This window comes from Mesorhizobium sp. WSM4806, assembly GCF_055811635.1.
The window spans coordinates 212131-227930 of the sequence record NZ_JBVVQZ010000007.1 but is presented as its reverse complement, the minus strand read 5'-3'; the positions used below and the strand labels follow the sequence as shown (position 1 = coordinate 227930).

Genomic DNA, 15800 nt, shown 5'->3' with positions numbered 1-15800 from the left:
GAAGCATGCCCAAAAATCATCACGCGGCCGGTGCTCCGGCGGATCAATCGACTGACATACCTCAGGTCGGCTTGGCCATCATCACCGGGTCGGCAAACTGGGGGCTTGCCTTCCCGGAAGATATCGGCTTCGAGGGCGTGCGCACGCTGCGGCGCGACATGAGTTTTGAAACGCCTTTCGGTCGTACCGACAACTGGAAGCTGCTCGAGTTCGATGCCTCGATTTCAGCCGAAGGCAGAGCAAAGCGGGCGTTGTGCATGTATTCGCACGGCAATCCCCGCGACCATATCGACCATTCCTGCCATCGCCGCGCGTTCTGGGTGTTGATGCAAGCGGGGGTGCGGCAAGTCCTCGCCTGCTCGACCGTTGGCGCCGTCAACAAGGCGATCCAGCCCGGCGACATGGTGGTGCCCGCCGATATCATCGAACTGACGCAGACCCCGTTTTCACTGCTTCCGGACCGCCAGAGTTTTGACTGTTCGGGCAAGCAGATCGTATGTCCAAGATGTGCGGCGGTTCTGGCCGAGACGGCCCGCCGCCATTGGCCGGCCGAATGCCGCGTGCATGGCATCGAACAGCAACTGGTGGCTGCCCATTGTTATGGGCCGCGGCTGACAACCCCGGCCGAAGCCTTGGCCTATCGCGGCATGGGGGCGGACGTGCTCAACCACTCCATCGCCCCTGAGGCGACCCTGGCGCGCGAGATCGGCGCCTGCTTCGTGCCCTGTGCGTTCGTCACGGCGGGTTTCAACGACTATATGGACCGCAACCGCCAGAAATTGCTGCAGGAGGACGTGCTGCCCAATCTCTCCATGACAGCCTCGCTTGTCGCGCTGGAGACCGCCGCGCGGCTTCCGGCCAATCCGCAATGCTCTTGCCAGGGTCTGAAGTCGCCCCAACCCGAAGAGCGTTCCAGCCGGTTCTGAGCTTTCAGGAGCGTAGTTCTGGCGGGAGCTTAGCCAGGCAGGCTGAAAATGCCGTCGATGTCAGGGTCGCCGTCGGTGCTCGCCAGGCCGCGCGCCACCAGGTCCTCGAGATGGGCAAGCACCGACAGCGCGGCCGCGCCATGCAGGCGCGGGTCGGTATCCCGATAGATCGCCGCGACCATCTCCTTGATCGTCCGGTCGCCGCTTCTGATCCGCTCCAGGATCGCGCGTTCGCGCATCCTGCGATGCGACTTCAGCTCGCGCATGAAGCTGCTCGGCGCTGTCACCGGCCCGCCATGGCCGGGCAGCAGCAGGCGGTCGTCGCGCTCGATCAGCCGATCCAGCGAGGCCATATAGTCGGCCATGGCGCCGTCCGGCGGCGCAACAATGGAGGTCGCCCAGGCCATGACATGATCGGCCGAGAACAGGATACCGGTTCCTTCCAGCGCAAAGGCTGCGTGGTTGGCGGTATGGCCCGGCGTCAGCACCGTTCTGATCGCCCAGCCGTCGCCGTCGACCACCATATCGTCGGCAAGCGCGATATCCGGATTGAAGGCGGTGTCGGCGCTGGCGTCGAGCGGATTGATTTCGCCGGTGCGCAGCGGCCTCGCCGGCCGATGCGGACCCTCGGCCAGGATAATTGCACCGGTGTGCTGCATCAGCCGCGCTGCCAGCGGGGAATGGTCGCGATGCGTGTGGCTGACGAAAATATGGCTGACCGGCCTGTCTGCGATCACCGCGAGCAGTGTCTTGAGATGCGCCTCGTCATCCGGCCCCGGATCGATCACCGCCAGCGTCTCGCGCCCGACGATGTAGCTGTTGGTGCCGTAGAATGTGAACGTGCCGGGATTTTTCGCGGTGACCCGAACCACGTCGGGCGCAACGGTCACGCCCTGGCCGTAGGCCGGGTCGAAGTCTGTGTCGAATTTCAGCGCCATAGCGAATGTCGTTCAGCTCTGTTCCAGAGGCGGCAAAACCGATTGCCGCATAACACGGAAGCCAATATAGGAAAACGCAAGGCCGCGATCTGCGGCAATCCGAATGAGGAAGACCATGGCAATTGCAACGACGCCGCTTGTTTCTCTCGCTCTGCCTGAAAAGGGTGCGGCCCGCCTGGCGACCCAGCTTTTGCTGGCGATCGTCGGTACGCTGGTGCTGACCTTGTCGGCCAAGACCAGGGTTTTGCTCGGACCGGTCGACATCTCGATGCAGACCTTGGCCGTCTTCCTGATATCAGCTGCGTTCGGCATGCGCCTCGGCGTCGCCACGCTGCTTCTCTACATGGCGGAGGGCGCGATCGGCTTGCCGGTCTTCCAGGGCACGCCGGAAAAGGGCATCGGCATAGCCTACATGCTCGGCTCGACCGGCGGCTATCTCTTCGGCTTCGTGGTCATGGCGGCGATCGTCGGCTGGGCCGCCGATCGCGGCTGGGATCGCCATCCGGTCAAGCTTTTCAACGCGATGCTGGTTGCCGAAATCGTCATGATGGCGATGGGCTTTGCCTGGCTGGCGCTGCTCATCGGCCCGGAAAAGTCATGGCAGTTCGGCGTCGTGCCGTTCATCGTCGGCGACCTGATCAAGGTCGGCCTGGCAGCGAGCCTTGTGCCCGCCGTCTGGTCGCTGCTCAAACGCTCCTGAGCTCTGGTCGACAGATCGGGCGCGGCACTGATCGAGCACGCAACCACAGATCGTGGAATGGGTCCCGTTTCAGCGACGGCCTGCCTCGAGTTCTCGTCAAATCAAGCCGCCGCCAAGCGGTCGGTAACACTTTGCTAACGATACCGTCACACTATGTTCAAATCGACTGATTAAGGACCAGAAGAGCCAGCGGATCGTCGCGAGTCAGCGTAACCAGGCAGCTACATATCGACACAATTGCTCGATACCGCTGCTGGATAGCTAAAAAAGAAAGCGGCGCGATGACTTTTAGGCGCAGCTAAAGTAGTGGACAATTAACAGGATTCGACCAACCGCATCGATTCTCGCGATATGGTTGCTTGCTGGTATCTTGGCGCTGTCGTAACGCTTGCCCCGACCGTGCCAAAGACCGCCGAGAAGGATACTTGTGATCACCTCGAAAAAAACAACTGTTAAGCCGACTGTGTTGCCACAGCGGCCCGCAACCGGCGCCGCAGCGCGCTGGTATGCCGCCAGCGTTTTTCCGGGAAAGGAAGACGTCGCCGAACGGCATCTCCGGCTGCAGGGGTTTCACCCGTTTATACCTCGCTGCGAGAGGACCATTCGTCATGCCCGGCGCGTCGAGACGCGACCGGCAGCCTATTTTCCAGGTTACATGTTCATCGCCCTCGATGTCGCGCTGCAGCAGTGGCGCTCGGTCAACGGGACGTTCGGTGTGCGCTCCCTCATCATGCAGGGCGAGCGGCCATTGCCGGTCCCGTCGGGGCTGGTGGAGCGGTTCATTGCCCTGACCGACAAGGACGGCTTGCTTGATTTCAGTGGAGGCCTTACTGCGGGCGCTTCGGTTCGGATTCTTTCGGGCCCTTTCGCGGAGATGATCGGTCGCCTTGACCGGCTCGATCCGGCTGGAAGGGCCCGGGTTCTGGTTGCCATCATGAATGGCGAGATCCCTGTCGACCTGGATTCAAGGGAACTCGTCGCGATCGCGTAGCGCCACCATCAAGGCGGCGCGGTATGTAAATTGTTATGGTATCTGCTCTCGGGATTCACCCGGGAGTGCGGTAGCCGTCGGTTGGTAAGACTCGCGCTCTGCGAGATCGTCTCATCCGCGCCGATTGGGAGTACGTGGCATGCGAATAACAATGATTGGCGCCGGCTATGTCGGGCTTGTCTCGGGCGCCTGTTTCGCCGACTTTGGCCATCAGGTCTGCTGCATTGATCGCGATCCAGAAAAGCTTGCCATGCTCAAGGGCGGCAAGATACCAATCTATGAGCCAGGGCTCGAGGAACTCGTCACGACCAACGCTTTGCAAGGTCGCTTGCGTTTCGACGACAATCTGGCGGATGCGGTTTCTCAATCGGATGTCGTCTTCATTGCCGTGGGCACGCCGTCGCGACGTGGCGACGGTTTTGCCGATCTATCCTTTGTTTATGACGCGGCGGCCGAAGTAGGCCGGGCGCTGAAGGGATTTACGGTCGTTGTGACGAAATCGACGGTGCCTGTTGGTACTGGTGACGAGGTCGAGCGAATTATCCGCGAGCAGAATCCAACGGCCGATTTTGCGGTGGTCTCCAATCCGGAATTTCTTCGCGAGGGATCGGCGATCGACGATTTCAAGCGGCCTGATCGCATCGTTGTCGGGACCGACTCGACAGCGGCCAAGGCAGTGATGGGCGAGGTCTACCGTCCGCTCTCGCTGAATGCCGCGCCGATTTTCTATACGAGCCGACGTACGGCGGAGCTTACCAAATATGCAGGGAATGCATTTCTGGCGATGAAGATCACCTTCATCAACGAAATTGCCGATCTCTGCGAGCGGTTGGGAGCCGATGTGCAGGACGTCGCGCGGGGCATCGGCATGGACAATCGCATCGGCGCAAAGTTTCTTCACGCCGGGCCTGGCTACGGCGGCTCCTGTTTCCCGAAAGATACGCTGGCGCTGGTCAAGACCGCGCAGGACGCGGCAAGTCCCATCCGGCTTATTGAAACGACGGTCTCGATAAACGACCAGCGTAAACGGGCAATGGCGCGCAAAGTGGTCGATGCCTGCGGGGGCTCGGTTCGCGGCAAGACCATTGGCGTCCTCGGCCTTACGTTCAAGCCAAACACCGACGATATGCGCGACGCCCCCTCATTAGCCATCATTCAGGCGCTCAAGGATGCGGGCGCTTCGATCAAGGCGTATGACCCGGTCGGCATGGAGCAGGCGCGCAAGCTGATCGACGGCATTGAATTCGGGGACAGCGCCTACGCGGTAGCCGACGGCTCCCATGCGATAGTGATCGTCACCGAGTGGAATGCCTTTCGGTCATTGGATCTCAAGCGGCTCCGTGCACTCATGGCGATGCCAGTGATGGTTGACCTTCGAAACGTTTACCGAGGTGAGGATGTCGTGAAGGAAGGCATAGCCTATTCGAGCGTTGGCCGAGAGCGGCATCTTGTCAGGTGAATGTCAGGTTTTCGTGGGACCCGGTTCGCGAGTGGCAATTTGAACACCACCACCATCCAACTGCCCAATCGCAGGCATCTCCTGCTTCGGATGCGGTTTCAGCTGCTTGGCGGATTGATATTCGCCATTCTGCTGCCGGCTCTCATCAGGATGTCGGTCGATCCCCGCGTAATCTGGTCATCGAACATGCAGGCCACCATTTTTGCGGCATTCGTCGCTCATACCACGGGTTACATGCTTTACAAGCGGATCGGCAACTTCCCCGGCGTCGCCGCGGCTGGCTACATCTTTCCCACATTCGCCCTGACCTACGGCCTTGTGTTCGTGACCATCTTCTTTTTCAGGTTCGATTATAGTCGATTTCAAGCGGCAGCCAGCTTCATCCAATCGACCTTGTGGTATTTTGGCTTGAGCCTAGCCACGCGGCGGATGGACTCATACCGGCTTGCCATAATTCCGGGAGGGGATGTCGACCGGCTGCAGAGCATCGAAGGTGTGAGCTGGCACAGAGTTAATTCGCCCAACACAATTGTCGAGTATGCCAGCGGCGTGGTTGCTGATCTGCGGGCCGATCTTTCCGATGAGTGGGAGCGATACATCGCCGACCGCGCGCTGTCGGGAACGCCAGTCTATCATGTGAAACAAATAAGAGAATCGCTCACAGGCCGTGTTGAAATCGAGCATTTGTCTGAGAATACATTGGGGTCGTTGAATCCAAATCAGGCCTATCTAAAAATGAAACAGGGAATAGACTGGTTGTCTGCCTTGTTTGTGCTTGCTGTGTTCTCGCCATTGCTAGTGTTTTTGGTGATTGCCATAAAGATCGATTCACCCGGACCTGCGCTATTTAGACAGAAGCGAATGGGCTACCGGGGAAATCCGTACGAGGTCTATAAATTCAGAACGATGAAGCTCGGCAGCGCTTCCAATGACGAGAAGGAAGAGGCTATTACGAAGATTGGCGACGCGCGCATCACTCGTGTCGGGCGTTTTTTGAGAACGTCCAGGATCGACGAGTTGCCGCAGGCTATCAATATATTGCGCGGCGAAATGAGCTGGATCGGGCCACGCCCGGAAGCACTCGTACTCTCCAACTGGTATGAGGCCGAGCTGCCGTTCTATCGATACCGGCATATCGTCCGGCCTGGCATCACTGGATGGGCGCAAGTCAATCAAGGTCATGTCGCGGCGGTAAGCGACGTTCTGGAGAAGCTTCACTACGACTTCTACTACATCAAAAACTTCTCCCCGTGGCTCGACGTGCTGATCGTATTTCGGACCATCCGGACCATGCTGACAGGGTTTGGCGCGCGTTGATAAAGCGGCAACCCGTACATCTCCAGTTTTTGAATGGGTATTGTAATGTCTAAAGACACGCTGATCAGCGTTGAGAAATATCGTCGTATCGACCTTGGAGAAGCACAATGACCAGAAAAACCGCCCTTATCACCGGCATCACCGGCCAGGATGGCGCCTATCTGGCGGAACTTCTCTTGGCAAAGGGCTATGACGTCCATGGCATCAAGCGACGGTCCTCGTCGTTCAACACCGGTCGCATCGACAATCTCTACCAGGATCCGCATGAGAAGGACGTAAGGCTGTCGCTGCACTATGGCGACATGACCGACGCCACCAACCTCATCCGTATCGTCCAGGAAGTTCAGCCAGACGAGATCTACAATCTCGCCGCGCAATCGCATGTCCAGGTGAGCTTCGAGACCGCGGAATATACCGCGAATGCCGACGCGATCGGCACATTGCGTCTCCTCGAAGCAGTCCGGCTGCTTGGCCTGACAAAAAAGACGCGTTTTTACCAGGCATCGACTTCCGAGCTCTACGGCAAGGTGCAGGAAATCCCGCAGCGGGAGACGACGCCTTTCTATCCTCGGTCGCCATATGCGGCGGCAAAGATCTATGCCTACTGGATCACCGTGAATTACCGCGAAGCTTACGAAATTCATGCTTCCAACGGCATCCTGTTCAATCACGAAAGCCCGATGCGCGGCGAGACCTTCGTTACCCGCAAGATTACGCGTGCGGCGGCTGCAATCAGCCTCGGTCTTCAGGACAAGCTTTATCTCGGTAATCTGTCGGCTGAACGGGATTGGGGCCATGCCCGCGATTACGTCGAAGGCATGTGGCGAATTCTTCAGCATGACGTGCCAGACGACTACGTTCTTGCAACCGGGGTGAAGAACTCGGTCCGCCGTTTTGTCGAGCTTGCATTCAGCGAGGTGGGGACTGAGATTGAGTGGGTCGGTTCCGGCGTCGACGAAAAAGGCATCGACGCGAAATCGGGCGCCGTTCTGGTCGAGGTGGACCCGCGCTATTTCAGACCGACAGAAGTAGAGCTTCTGATCGGCGACGCCTCGAAAGCGGAGCGCGTTCTAGGGTGGAAGGCGACAACGTCGCTCGCCACGATGGTCCAGGAGATGATCCAGTCCGACCTCGAAACGGTAAGGCGGGAATCCGAACATCGGCGCCTGGACGAGGATCGCATTCGCGTGGCGGCACAGTAGTGAAGTTTGGGTCGGTATGAAAATCTCTGTCTTGACCGTCTGTTGGAACTCGGCGGCGACGATCCGGCATACGGTCGACAGCTTCCTGGCCCAGGATCATGGCGACAAGGAACTGGTGGTCATCGACGGGAATTCGTCGGACGAGACGTTGTCAATTGTCCGGTCTTACCCTCCGGACCAGATCCGGCTGATCAGCGAGCCCGACAGCGGAATGTATGATGCACTCAACAAGGGGCTGGGTCTCTATACCGGAGACGCGGTAGGCGTGCTGAATTCAGACGATTGCTTTCACGATCGCACAGCGCTGCGACGGATATCCGCAGGGCTCGAAACAGCCGACATCGTGCATGGTGACCTGGATTTTGTCGAAGACCATCTGGGCAAGCGGGTCGTACGCCGTTGGCGTGCTGCGGCCCGACCCGCCAAGGGCTTTCGGACCGGATGGATGCCCGCCCATCCAACATTCTACGTCAGGCGGAAGGTGGCGGAGACCGTCGGCACGTTCGACCTCAGTCTCAAAGTGGCATCGGATTATGATTGGATGTTGAGAGCTGTTGAACTCCACGGATTCCAGACCGCTGCGACCGGCCACGTGTTGGTGGACATGATGGTTGGTGGGGCCAGCACGCGAAGCCTTGCTTCCCACATCGGGCACAACCTGGAAGCGCTGCGGGCACGCCGCCGCTGGCTCGGATCAGGTCCGATTGACTATGCACTCGTTGCCAAGCCACTGCGCAAGCTGAAGCAGTTTGTATCGATAAGGAAGGGATGTTGAGGAATTGGACAGCCGCCAACCCGCGAGCATCTTTAGTTAGTAGATGACGGCTACATATTTTACAATTTTGATATTTGTTCTGTGCAACGCAATTCCATTCGTCGTTGAATCTAGCAAACAGATATTCCAGCCCATTAAGCTGTACGCGTGTGTTCAGGCGCTGATTATGGTGCCTGCTATGGTGATAGTTGCTAACTATCCTGAATACATTCAGACAACTGTTTATTCTGTAGTTGTATCAGATTTTCAAGCAAATCTAACTTGGACTATATTTTGTTATTCTATGATGAATCTGACAATCTATACAGCATATTATTCGAGCGTAGGGAATTTCAATTCTCTAGAAAGATTTAGGTCTCGGCAGGTGCATCTCACTCGGTTCGAGAGCCTCGGGTCTATTCTGTTTTTTCTGGCGATCGGGACGTTAGCTTTTTATGCCAAGGTAACGGCCTCGGGTGGGATCGAATTTCTTATGAGCAACGTCTCCCGGCGCGTAGAATTGCAATCAGGTTTAGGTCCCCTGAACTTCATAATCTCAAGTTGCTATTTACTTGCTAACATTGCTGCCACTCGGAGGGTTACCACCAAGAGGGACATGATCAGTGGACTCCTCCTTTTCCTCGCCTTTATAACTGGAGCTGCAACGTCAAGCATTTTTGGCGGAAGGAAAGACACGCTTCAGCTATTATTGACAATAATCATGGTAGCGTCTCTGTCAAACCCAAAATACATGCGATATAGTGTTAGAAATATTCTCATACTGTCGATGATGTACGCCTCCGTTATCTTGTATTATTTTGCGGTTCTCATATATAGAGATGCCAATTCATTAGACGCTTTGACCGGAAACTTTCAAAACTTGATATCGATGACGCTAGATTCGTATAGCTCATTGATAGTTTCGCTGAGCTACATAGATACTTATCTGTTTGCGACAAATTTCTTTAAATGGGACAATTTCTATCTTGGACGAACATTTATTGATCTTACGACAGCGTTTTTGCCCAGTTCACTATATGGATTGAAGCCACCTGTGGATGACGGGCTATACGTAAGAGCAGCCACTTTGGGATATCTCCTGGAACCGGGTACACCGGCCGCTGTTATCGTTCATAACTCATGGCCGGGAGAGACACTTGGCACCGGATACATGAACGCCGGACTGGCAGGCATACTGATTGCAGGCTGGCTCGTCGGGTATCTGCTAGCCAAGGGCTATGTCTATTCCATGAAGAACCCAGACTCGATAATTGGGATTGTGATTGTGTGCAATTTGTTCCTCAATTTCGAGATGTCAAATCTCCGCATTGTGAACCTGATCTCTTCAGTCATTGGAGCGATTCTTGTGCTGCTCCTGTACAAAGCCGCTAGGCGCGTATTGCCCTTCCTTTAGCTGTGGCTATCGCCACCGTGGCGCGCAGCCCTAGCTGTCGTCGCCGAATGAAACGAGTCATTGAAGAAAACAATCGTCAATCTGATGGGGCAGGCGGTTTGGGCGGCATCCCAAGCCATTTGCATTCTCGTACTTTCTCACCACAATATGGCCTCAACCATTGGAGTATACACGCTAGGTCTTTCGATTTTTGCACCGCTATGTCTCCTTTTCGGCCTGAATTTAAGGGTCGTTATGTCGCTCGAAGGCGTCGACGGTTCGGTTGCAAACGACGCGCTGACATTGCGCCTCGCTGGTGTGCTTTTTTCGTATGCACTGACGGCCCTGGCTATTTTCTCTTTGAACGATCCGGGTTCATCCGAAAAGTGGGTTGCACTCGCGTTGATAGCAGGACGAATTGGGGACCAGGTAAGCGACCTCATAGTAGGAATATACCAACGGGATAACAGGCAGGAGCGCATCGCAATATCGTTTGCCAGCAGGGGCGTCGCAGGCATCCTCCCCTTTCTCGGGGTTATATATCTCGGGGGAAGTTTCATCGAAGCCGCCACTATCTCCTCGGCATGCGTGATCGCGACATCCATTTTGTTGGATGTCTACATGTCGATGCAGCTTGGGCTTGCAACGCATATGATTGGGCGACCAAGCTTTGCGAGAATACGCCGTCTTGTCATCGACAACCTTTGGGTAGGGATGTTTCCCGCATTGGACAGCTTGCATACGAACTGCTTCCGGTTCGGTATTTTCCTCACGAGTTCCGCACAGATAATGGGCTTTGTCGGCGCGGCTCAGACGTTATTCGTCCCGTTCCAGATGATGGCGACTGCCGTCGGGTTTATTTACCTACCAGAGGCTATAAAAGTTCACCGTGGTGGGGATAGATCTGCGTATACGTTGAATATATTCAAAGGTATTTTTATAGGATCTGCGATAGGTTTGGCGTTTTTCTTGTTTTCTGCGTTAATAAGCGATCAAATGCTTATTTTGGTATTTGGGAATGATAGCGTTGAGATGCGAACAGGATTATATTGGACAGCTGTTGCAATGATCCTAGTTCACTCGTCCGGATTTATTGGTCTGTCAGTTGTAGCGCGCGGCGCAACGAGAGTTTACACGGCTGCTCCAGTCGTTGGTATCTTTGCTTTCGTCGTTATTTTAGCAACAGAATACCTCCTTGACGTGGGATCGCCTAACATTGGTATGGCAGTAGCGATCAGTTTTGCGGGAAGTGTTTTGGTCAGGCTGGTGTTCTCTCTGGCATATCTTTATTTTAAAATGAGATGAAGAGAAAAGTCTGTGCGTGAAGTCCCTTTTATATTAGTAGCTCCCAGAGTAATGGCATATCTTTGGAGAAGAGTGCTTGATTCAGTGTGGACGATGACCTACACCAGCGTTCTAAGGCGGTGTGGCAAAGGAACGAGGATAGCACGCTTCGTGCGCATCGATCGGCCGGGGTCTGTCATTCTGGGTTCGCGGTGCACGATCTCCCGCGGCGTTGGTGCCTCTAGTGAATCGTTCGGCAGTCAGCTTGTCATCGGCGACGATGTAATAATAAACGCCACGGTGAAAATTGACTACACAGGAGGAATGTCAATTGAAGACGGCGCCTTCATTTCTGAAGGCGTGGTTTTGTATACTCATAGTCACGGGGTTGATCCGAGATCACATCCTGTTGCGATGAACAAGAGTATAGGAAGCGGGGCCTGGATCGGGGCTCGCGTGATCGTTCTAGCTGGTTGTCAGAAGATAGGCGCCCACTCAGTCATCGGCGCTGGAGCTGTTGTTACGAGGGACGTTCCGGAGCGCGCGATTATGGCTGGCGTGCCAGCGCGGATTGTGGGGACGGTCCCGAAGGGTAGCCGGTGAGAAGACAAAAAGTTTAGTTTCAGCCAATTAAGGAGCGTAAATGCCGGGCAATGACACGTCGACTAGTGGTCTGCCGATAGTTGAACGACTGTATCGGCGATTATATCGAGATCAATCGTTGAATGGAACCAATGTTTTCTACAACTGGATCCGTGCGGAGATAAATCCAAATTGCAGGGTACTAAACATAGGTGCAGGTCCATCGACGCGAGACGAGCGGAGGGTGTTGAAGGGTGAGGTCAAGGAGGTGGTAGGGGTTGATATTGATCCAGCCGTCTTGGTTAACGAAGAGCTGGACAGGTCAGGGATAATAGTGAACGGCCTAATCCCCGAGGAGGACGGGTACTTTGACTTAGTTTTTGCGGACTTCGTTTTAGAACACGTGGAGAATCCCGCGATGTTTTTGAAAGAGGTGCACCGAGTGCTGAAGCCCGGATCCTCGTTCTTCTTTCGAACCCCGAATTTATTTCACTACGTGACGTTGATCTCCGCAGTGACTCCTCACTGGGTCCATTTGCGGGTTGCCAACGCGGCACGTGGAATGGACATGGATGCGCATGAGCCCTGGCCCACTTTTTATAGAATGAATCGGCGCAAATCTCTTGAAAGGGCGACCTTGGCTGCAGGCTTTTCCGGGATTGAACTGCGCATGATAGAGCCAGAGCCGTCTTATATGAGGCGGTCTCTTCCGCTGTTTTTGTTTGGCTCCGCATATGAGCGTGTCGTCAATACTACTACCGCGCTTGAATCTCTGCGCGTGAACATTCTTGGCAGAGTCGAAAAATAAACTGATGTATAGAGAGCGGGAACGGTGAATTGAATCTACGCGCAACTAACGAAGCATTGGGCTTGAGCATTCTTCAAATAGTGGCTTCTGTCGAATCCGAAGCTGCGGGCCCAAGTTATTCGGTCACACGGCTTGCATCGAGTTTGGCTGCCAGACAGTTGCAATCGGGACTGTTTAGCGTCGGAAAGCCAACTGTGGCTCTGCGCGGTGGAGTTGACTGTCGTGTGTTCAAACGCGATTTTGATGCTGTTCCTCTCCTCTCCAACCTGTATGCGTCTAGAGGCTTGCGGGCTGCTATCGATCGGTTTGCGGCTAGTGGCGGGATCTTGCATACGCACGGTCTATGGCTGATGCCGAACGTATATCCGAGTTGGAGTGCCGGTCGACACAGCCGGCCGTTAGTTCTTTCTCCAAGGGGGATGTTTGGCTCGCCGGCTCTCGAATTTTCTCGCCGCAAGAAGATGATTTTTTGGCGCATCGCGCAGCACTCCGCAGTCGAAGCCGTGGCTTGTTTTCACGCGACTAGTGTTCAAGAATATTGTGACATTCGAAGGCTCGGGTTCAAAGCGCCAGTTGCAGTGGTGCCCAACGGAATTGATGTTCCGGCTCTGAACCAGAGCGCTACGGCCGATCAGCCAAGCTCGCAGGAAACGGACACGGTCCTTTATCTTGGCAGAATTCACGCCAAGAAGGGAATTGATCGCCTCCTGGCTGCTTGGGTTCAGGTCGAGCGCCAGAACCCTCACTGGCGGCTTAGAGTCGTTGGACCGCTAGAAGGCAGCTATCCGGCCGAACTGAAAGCGATGGCAGCAAGGCTAGGTTTAGAGCGGGTATCATTTGACGACGCTCTTTACGGCGACAACAAAGCCATGGCGTATCGGTCGGCGAGTCTCTTTGTTTTGCCGACGCTCGATGAGAATTTTGGGATGGTGGTCGCTGAGGCTCTGTCAAACGGCTTGCCGGTCATTTCAACCAAAGGGGCTCCTTGGGCCGGATTGGACGTCGAGGGCTGCGGGTGGTGGATCGACCACGGCGTAGAGCCTCTGGCAAGAGCACTTAATAAAGCGATTTCGATGCCCAGGGAGGCTCGCGAAGCAATGGGCGCACGAGGGCGTTCTTGGATGGAAAGGGACTATTCGTGGGACGGTGTTGGCGCTGAGATGGAGAATGTTTACCGTTGGTGCGATGGGCGAGCTGACCGACCGAAAAGCGTAATAGTGGACTGAAGCTCGATGTCAGACACAAGGTCGTTCAAACTAGCAGCAGTGCCGGCGCCGAGCGGGAGTGACAAGCTAAGGCGTGCCCTTTGGCGAATCATTGAAAAAACAGCTTACGGATGGTCGCCAACGCCGTTCCATCGATGGAGGTGCTTTTTGCTGCGGAGCTTTGGCGCCAAAATAGGGGTTGACGCTCATCCCTATCCATCTGCGCGAATTTGGGCACCATGGAACCTGCGGATGGGAAGAACGAGTAGCCTCGGCCCAGAGGCGACTTGCTACTCGGTGGCAGAAATTTCCATCGGCGATTACGTCACCATCAGTCAAGGGGCATATTTGTGTTCTGCGACCCATGACTATCGCGATCCCAATTTCTCTCTCGTCGTTGGCAGTATCTCAATAGAGGAAGGCGCATGGGTCGCGGCCGGTGCATTCGTTGGACCGGGAGTGAAAATTGGGAAAGGTGCAGTTGTAGGCGCGCGGGCTGTCGTTGTGAAAGATTTAGAGGCTGGAGTCGTTGTCGCTGGAAATCCGGCTAGACAGGTCGGGTCACGATGAGCATGAAAGCCCTCGCTGAAACCGAAACCTCGGGTGTTCCGAGGCGGGAAATAGATAAGTCTCTTGATATTCACGCCCTCATTCTCACGAAGGATGAAGAGATCCACATTGGGCGGTGTATCGCGAGTCTTCTTGGTCGAGTGACAAGTATAACGGTCATCGATAGCGGATCCAGCGACAACACTCGTGAGATAGCGCGGTCATTGGGGGCGGTGGTAATCGAAAATCCATGGGTGAATTACGCGACGCAAATGAATTTTGGCATTGATTTTCTGTCTGGCAACGGTGGTTGGCTGCTGCGCATAGATGCGGACGAGACGTTAGATACAGAACATCCTATTGATCTTGCTGGTATTGTTTCGAAAGCGGCCACTGACTGTGATGGCATCCTTATAAAGAGACGAATCTATTTTCTAGGTCGCAGGATTCGGTTTGGCGGCATTGAGCCAAGTTGGCAGCTTCGCCTTTGGCGTAATGGACGTGGCAAATGCGAACAGCGTTGGATGGATGAACACATAATCGTCGAGCGGCGTGTCAAGAAATCCAGTTTAAGTCTGTCAGATCGTAATTTGAAATCCCTGACTTGGTGGATGGCGAAGCACAATTCATATGCATCGCGTGAGGCTGCAGATATACTTAGTAAAAATCTCGAAAAATTTCAGATAGTGGTCGAACGAGAGGGGAAATTAAGTGCACAGGCCGCTGTCAAGCGGTATATGAAAGAGAAAATATACCTAAAAATGCCGGCTGCATGGAGGGCTTTCGTATACTTTCTATATAGGTATGTAATATTGCTTGGGTTTTTAGACGGAAAACAGGGGTTATATTTTCATCTTTTGCAGGGGTTCCTCTATAGAACCTTGGTTGACGCCAAGGTCAATGAAATAATGGATCTCGCCAAAAAGAGAAACATATCTCTTGAAGATGCTATCAAGGACAGAACAGGAATCGATTTGCGTTCGGGTGCTTGAAGGCGAAGGTGCCTTTATCAAAGACGGAGTAGGACGACCATGCCTGATGAACGAAACATTGAATATGAGTATGATACGGCAGAGAAAAATAGATCCCATAGCATACTGTTGCCGGCAGTAAAGCGCATCCTAGCTGAGGCGAACTCGAAGTGCATTTTTGATCTGGGCTGCGGCAATGGGAGCGTTGCGAGCGAATTGAGCGAAAAATACTCCGTTGTTGGTATCGATGCCTCCTCCTCAGCCGTCGCAATGGCCAACCGGGCGTACCCAAACCTCAAAATCGAAATTGGGTCGGCGTATGACGACCTGTCCGCAAAGTATGGTACGTTTGATACTGTTCTTAGCCTGGAGGTCGTGGAGCACCTTTATGACCCAAGAGCCTTCGCCCGAAACATATACAATCTGCTCGAACCAGGTGGAACGGCAATCATCTCAACTCCTTATCACGGCTACGTGAAAAACCTGGTGTTGGCTGTCACCGGTAAGATGGACAATCACTTTTGGGCCCTGTGGGACGGCGGGCATATTAAGTTCTGGTCTATAAAGACTCTAGGTATGCTGCTTGAAGAGGTGGGATTGGAAATTGTGCGTTTCGACCGAGTGGGCCGAGTTCCACCATTGGCAAAGAGTATGATAGCGATCGCTCGCAGGCCAAGTATCTCGTAGTCGGGAAGGAGCAATCAGTCCGTTAAATCGCTTT

General features: G+C 54.7%; 15 protein-coding genes and 1 pseudogene. 15 read left to right on the top strand and 1 reads right to left on the bottom strand.

The window, feature by feature from the left end; all coding sequences use genetic code 11:
- Window positions 1-5: 5 nt before the first annotated feature.
- Window positions 6-926, top strand: a complete 921-nt coding sequence (locus tag AC0L2M_RS13660; protein WP_473535113.1) for a phosphorylase family protein — start codon at window positions 6-8, stop codon at window positions 924-926.
- Between the two features lie 29 nt (window positions 927-955).
- Here AC0L2M_RS13660 and AC0L2M_RS13655 read toward each other — a convergent pair whose 3' ends face one another.
- Window positions 956-1864, bottom strand: coding sequence for an MBL fold metallo-hydrolase (locus AC0L2M_RS13655; RefSeq protein ID WP_128174354.1), 909 nt, complete (start codon window positions 1862-1864; stop codon window positions 956-958).
- A 115-nt stretch (window positions 1865-1979) separates the two neighbouring features.
- Here AC0L2M_RS13655 and AC0L2M_RS13650 point away from each other — a divergent pair, with 115 nt between their 5' ends.
- The 14 genes and pseudogenes from AC0L2M_RS13650 (at window position 1980) to AC0L2M_RS13585 (ending at window position 15766) form a co-directional block, all read left to right on the top strand.
- The gene (locus AC0L2M_RS13650) at window positions 1980-2564 is read left to right on the top strand and encodes a biotin transporter BioY (RefSeq protein WP_128248012.1); all 585 of its coding nucleotides are present in this window, start codon (window positions 1980-1982) and stop codon (window positions 2562-2564) included.
- A 427-nt stretch (window positions 2565-2991) separates the two neighbouring features.
- Window positions 2992-3555, top strand: coding sequence for a transcription termination/antitermination protein NusG (gene nusG / locus AC0L2M_RS13645; protein WP_473535112.1), 564 nt, complete (start codon window positions 2992-2994; stop codon window positions 3553-3555).
- 139 nt (window positions 3556-3694) lie between these two features.
- Window positions 3695-5014 carry a UDP-glucose dehydrogenase family protein gene (locus AC0L2M_RS13640; protein ID WP_287065170.1) on the top strand — a complete coding sequence of 440 codons (1320 nt, stop codon included), beginning with the start codon at window positions 3695-3697 and terminating at the stop codon, window positions 5012-5014.
- Between the two features lie 39 nt (window positions 5015-5053).
- Window positions 5054-6331 (top strand): sugar transferase, encoded by a 1278-nt coding sequence (locus AC0L2M_RS13635; RefSeq protein ID WP_473535111.1) that lies wholly within the window; start codon window positions 5054-5056, stop codon window positions 6329-6331.
- Window positions 6332-6438: 107 nt separating this feature from the next.
- Window positions 6439-7519 (top strand): annotated as a pseudogene (gene gmd / locus AC0L2M_RS13630) (GDP-mannose 4,6-dehydratase); the annotation flags it as partial.
- A 30-nt stretch (window positions 7520-7549) separates the two neighbouring features.
- On the top strand, window positions 7550-8308 hold the full coding sequence (locus AC0L2M_RS13625; RefSeq protein WP_473535143.1) for a glycosyltransferase family 2 protein: 759 nt from the start codon (window positions 7550-7552) through the stop codon (window positions 8306-8308).
- A gap of 472 nt (window positions 8309-8780) precedes the next feature.
- A complete protein-coding gene (locus tag AC0L2M_RS13620) occupies window positions 8781-9701 on the top strand; it encodes a hypothetical protein (protein ID WP_473535110.1) in 921 nt (306 codons plus the stop codon).
- A 60-nt stretch (window positions 9702-9761) separates the two neighbouring features.
- Entirely contained in the window at window positions 9762-10985 is a 1224-nt protein-coding gene (locus AC0L2M_RS13615) for an MATE family efflux transporter (protein ID WP_473535109.1), read from the top strand.
- A gap of 93 nt (window positions 10986-11078) precedes the next feature.
- Window positions 11079-11567, top strand: coding sequence for an acyltransferase (locus AC0L2M_RS13610; RefSeq protein ID WP_473535108.1), 489 nt, complete (start codon window positions 11079-11081; stop codon window positions 11565-11567).
- A gap of 118 nt (window positions 11568-11685) precedes the next feature.
- Window positions 11686-12354, top strand: a complete 669-nt coding sequence (locus tag AC0L2M_RS13605; protein WP_473535107.1) for a class I SAM-dependent methyltransferase — start codon at window positions 11686-11688, stop codon at window positions 12352-12354.
- Window positions 12355-12383: 29 nt separating this feature from the next.
- Window positions 12384-13580, top strand: coding sequence for a glycosyltransferase (locus AC0L2M_RS13600; protein ID WP_473535106.1), 1197 nt, complete (start codon window positions 12384-12386; stop codon window positions 13578-13580).
- A gap of 6 nt (window positions 13581-13586) precedes the next feature.
- A complete protein-coding gene (locus tag AC0L2M_RS13595; RefSeq protein WP_473535105.1) occupies window positions 13587-14129 on the top strand; it encodes an LbetaH domain-containing protein in 543 nt (180 codons plus the stop codon).
- Window positions 14126-15100, top strand: coding sequence for a glycosyltransferase family 2 protein (locus AC0L2M_RS13590; RefSeq protein WP_473535104.1), 975 nt, complete (start codon window positions 14126-14128; stop codon window positions 15098-15100). Before AC0L2M_RS13595 ends, AC0L2M_RS13590 begins: the two co-directional genes overlap by 4 nt.
- Window positions 15101-15139: 39 nt before the next feature.
- A complete protein-coding gene (locus AC0L2M_RS13585; RefSeq protein ID WP_473535103.1) occupies window positions 15140-15766 on the top strand; it encodes a class I SAM-dependent methyltransferase in 627 nt (208 codons plus the stop codon).
- Window positions 15767-15800 lie beyond the last annotated feature (34 nt).

Excerpts from the sequence above, each read along its gene's own strand:
- AC0L2M_RS13610 (WP_473535108.1), top strand. The coding sequence starts at position 11,079 with ATGACCTACACCAGCGTTCTAAGGCGGTGTGGCAAAGGAACGAGGATA.
- AC0L2M_RS13585 (WP_473535103.1), top strand. The coding sequence starts at position 15,140 with ATGCCTGATGAACGAAACATTGAATATGAGTATGATACGGCAGAGAAA.
- AC0L2M_RS13625 (WP_473535143.1), top strand. The coding sequence starts at position 7,550 with ATGAAAATCTCTGTCTTGACCGTCTGTTGGAACTCGGCGGCGACGATC.
- AC0L2M_RS13640 (WP_287065170.1), top strand. The coding sequence starts at position 3,695 with ATGCGAATAACAATGATTGGCGCCGGCTATGTCGGGCTTGTCTCGGGC.
- AC0L2M_RS13655 (WP_128174354.1), bottom strand. The coding sequence starts at position 1,864 with ATGGCGCTGAAATTCGACACAGACTTCGACCCGGCCTACGGCCAGGGC.
- AC0L2M_RS13590 (WP_473535104.1), top strand. The coding sequence starts at position 14,126 with ATGAGCATGAAAGCCCTCGCTGAAACCGAAACCTCGGGTGTTCCGAGG.
- AC0L2M_RS13660 (WP_473535113.1), top strand. The coding sequence starts at position 6 with ATGCCCAAAAATCATCACGCGGCCGGTGCTCCGGCGGATCAATCGACT.
- AC0L2M_RS13595 (WP_473535105.1), top strand. The coding sequence starts at position 13,587 with ATGTCAGACACAAGGTCGTTCAAACTAGCAGCAGTGCCGGCGCCGAGC.
- AC0L2M_RS13620 (WP_473535110.1), top strand. The coding sequence starts at position 8,781 with ATGAGCAACGTCTCCCGGCGCGTAGAATTGCAATCAGGTTTAGGTCCC.
- AC0L2M_RS13650 (WP_128248012.1), top strand. The coding sequence starts at position 1,980 with ATGGCAATTGCAACGACGCCGCTTGTTTCTCTCGCTCTGCCTGAAAAG.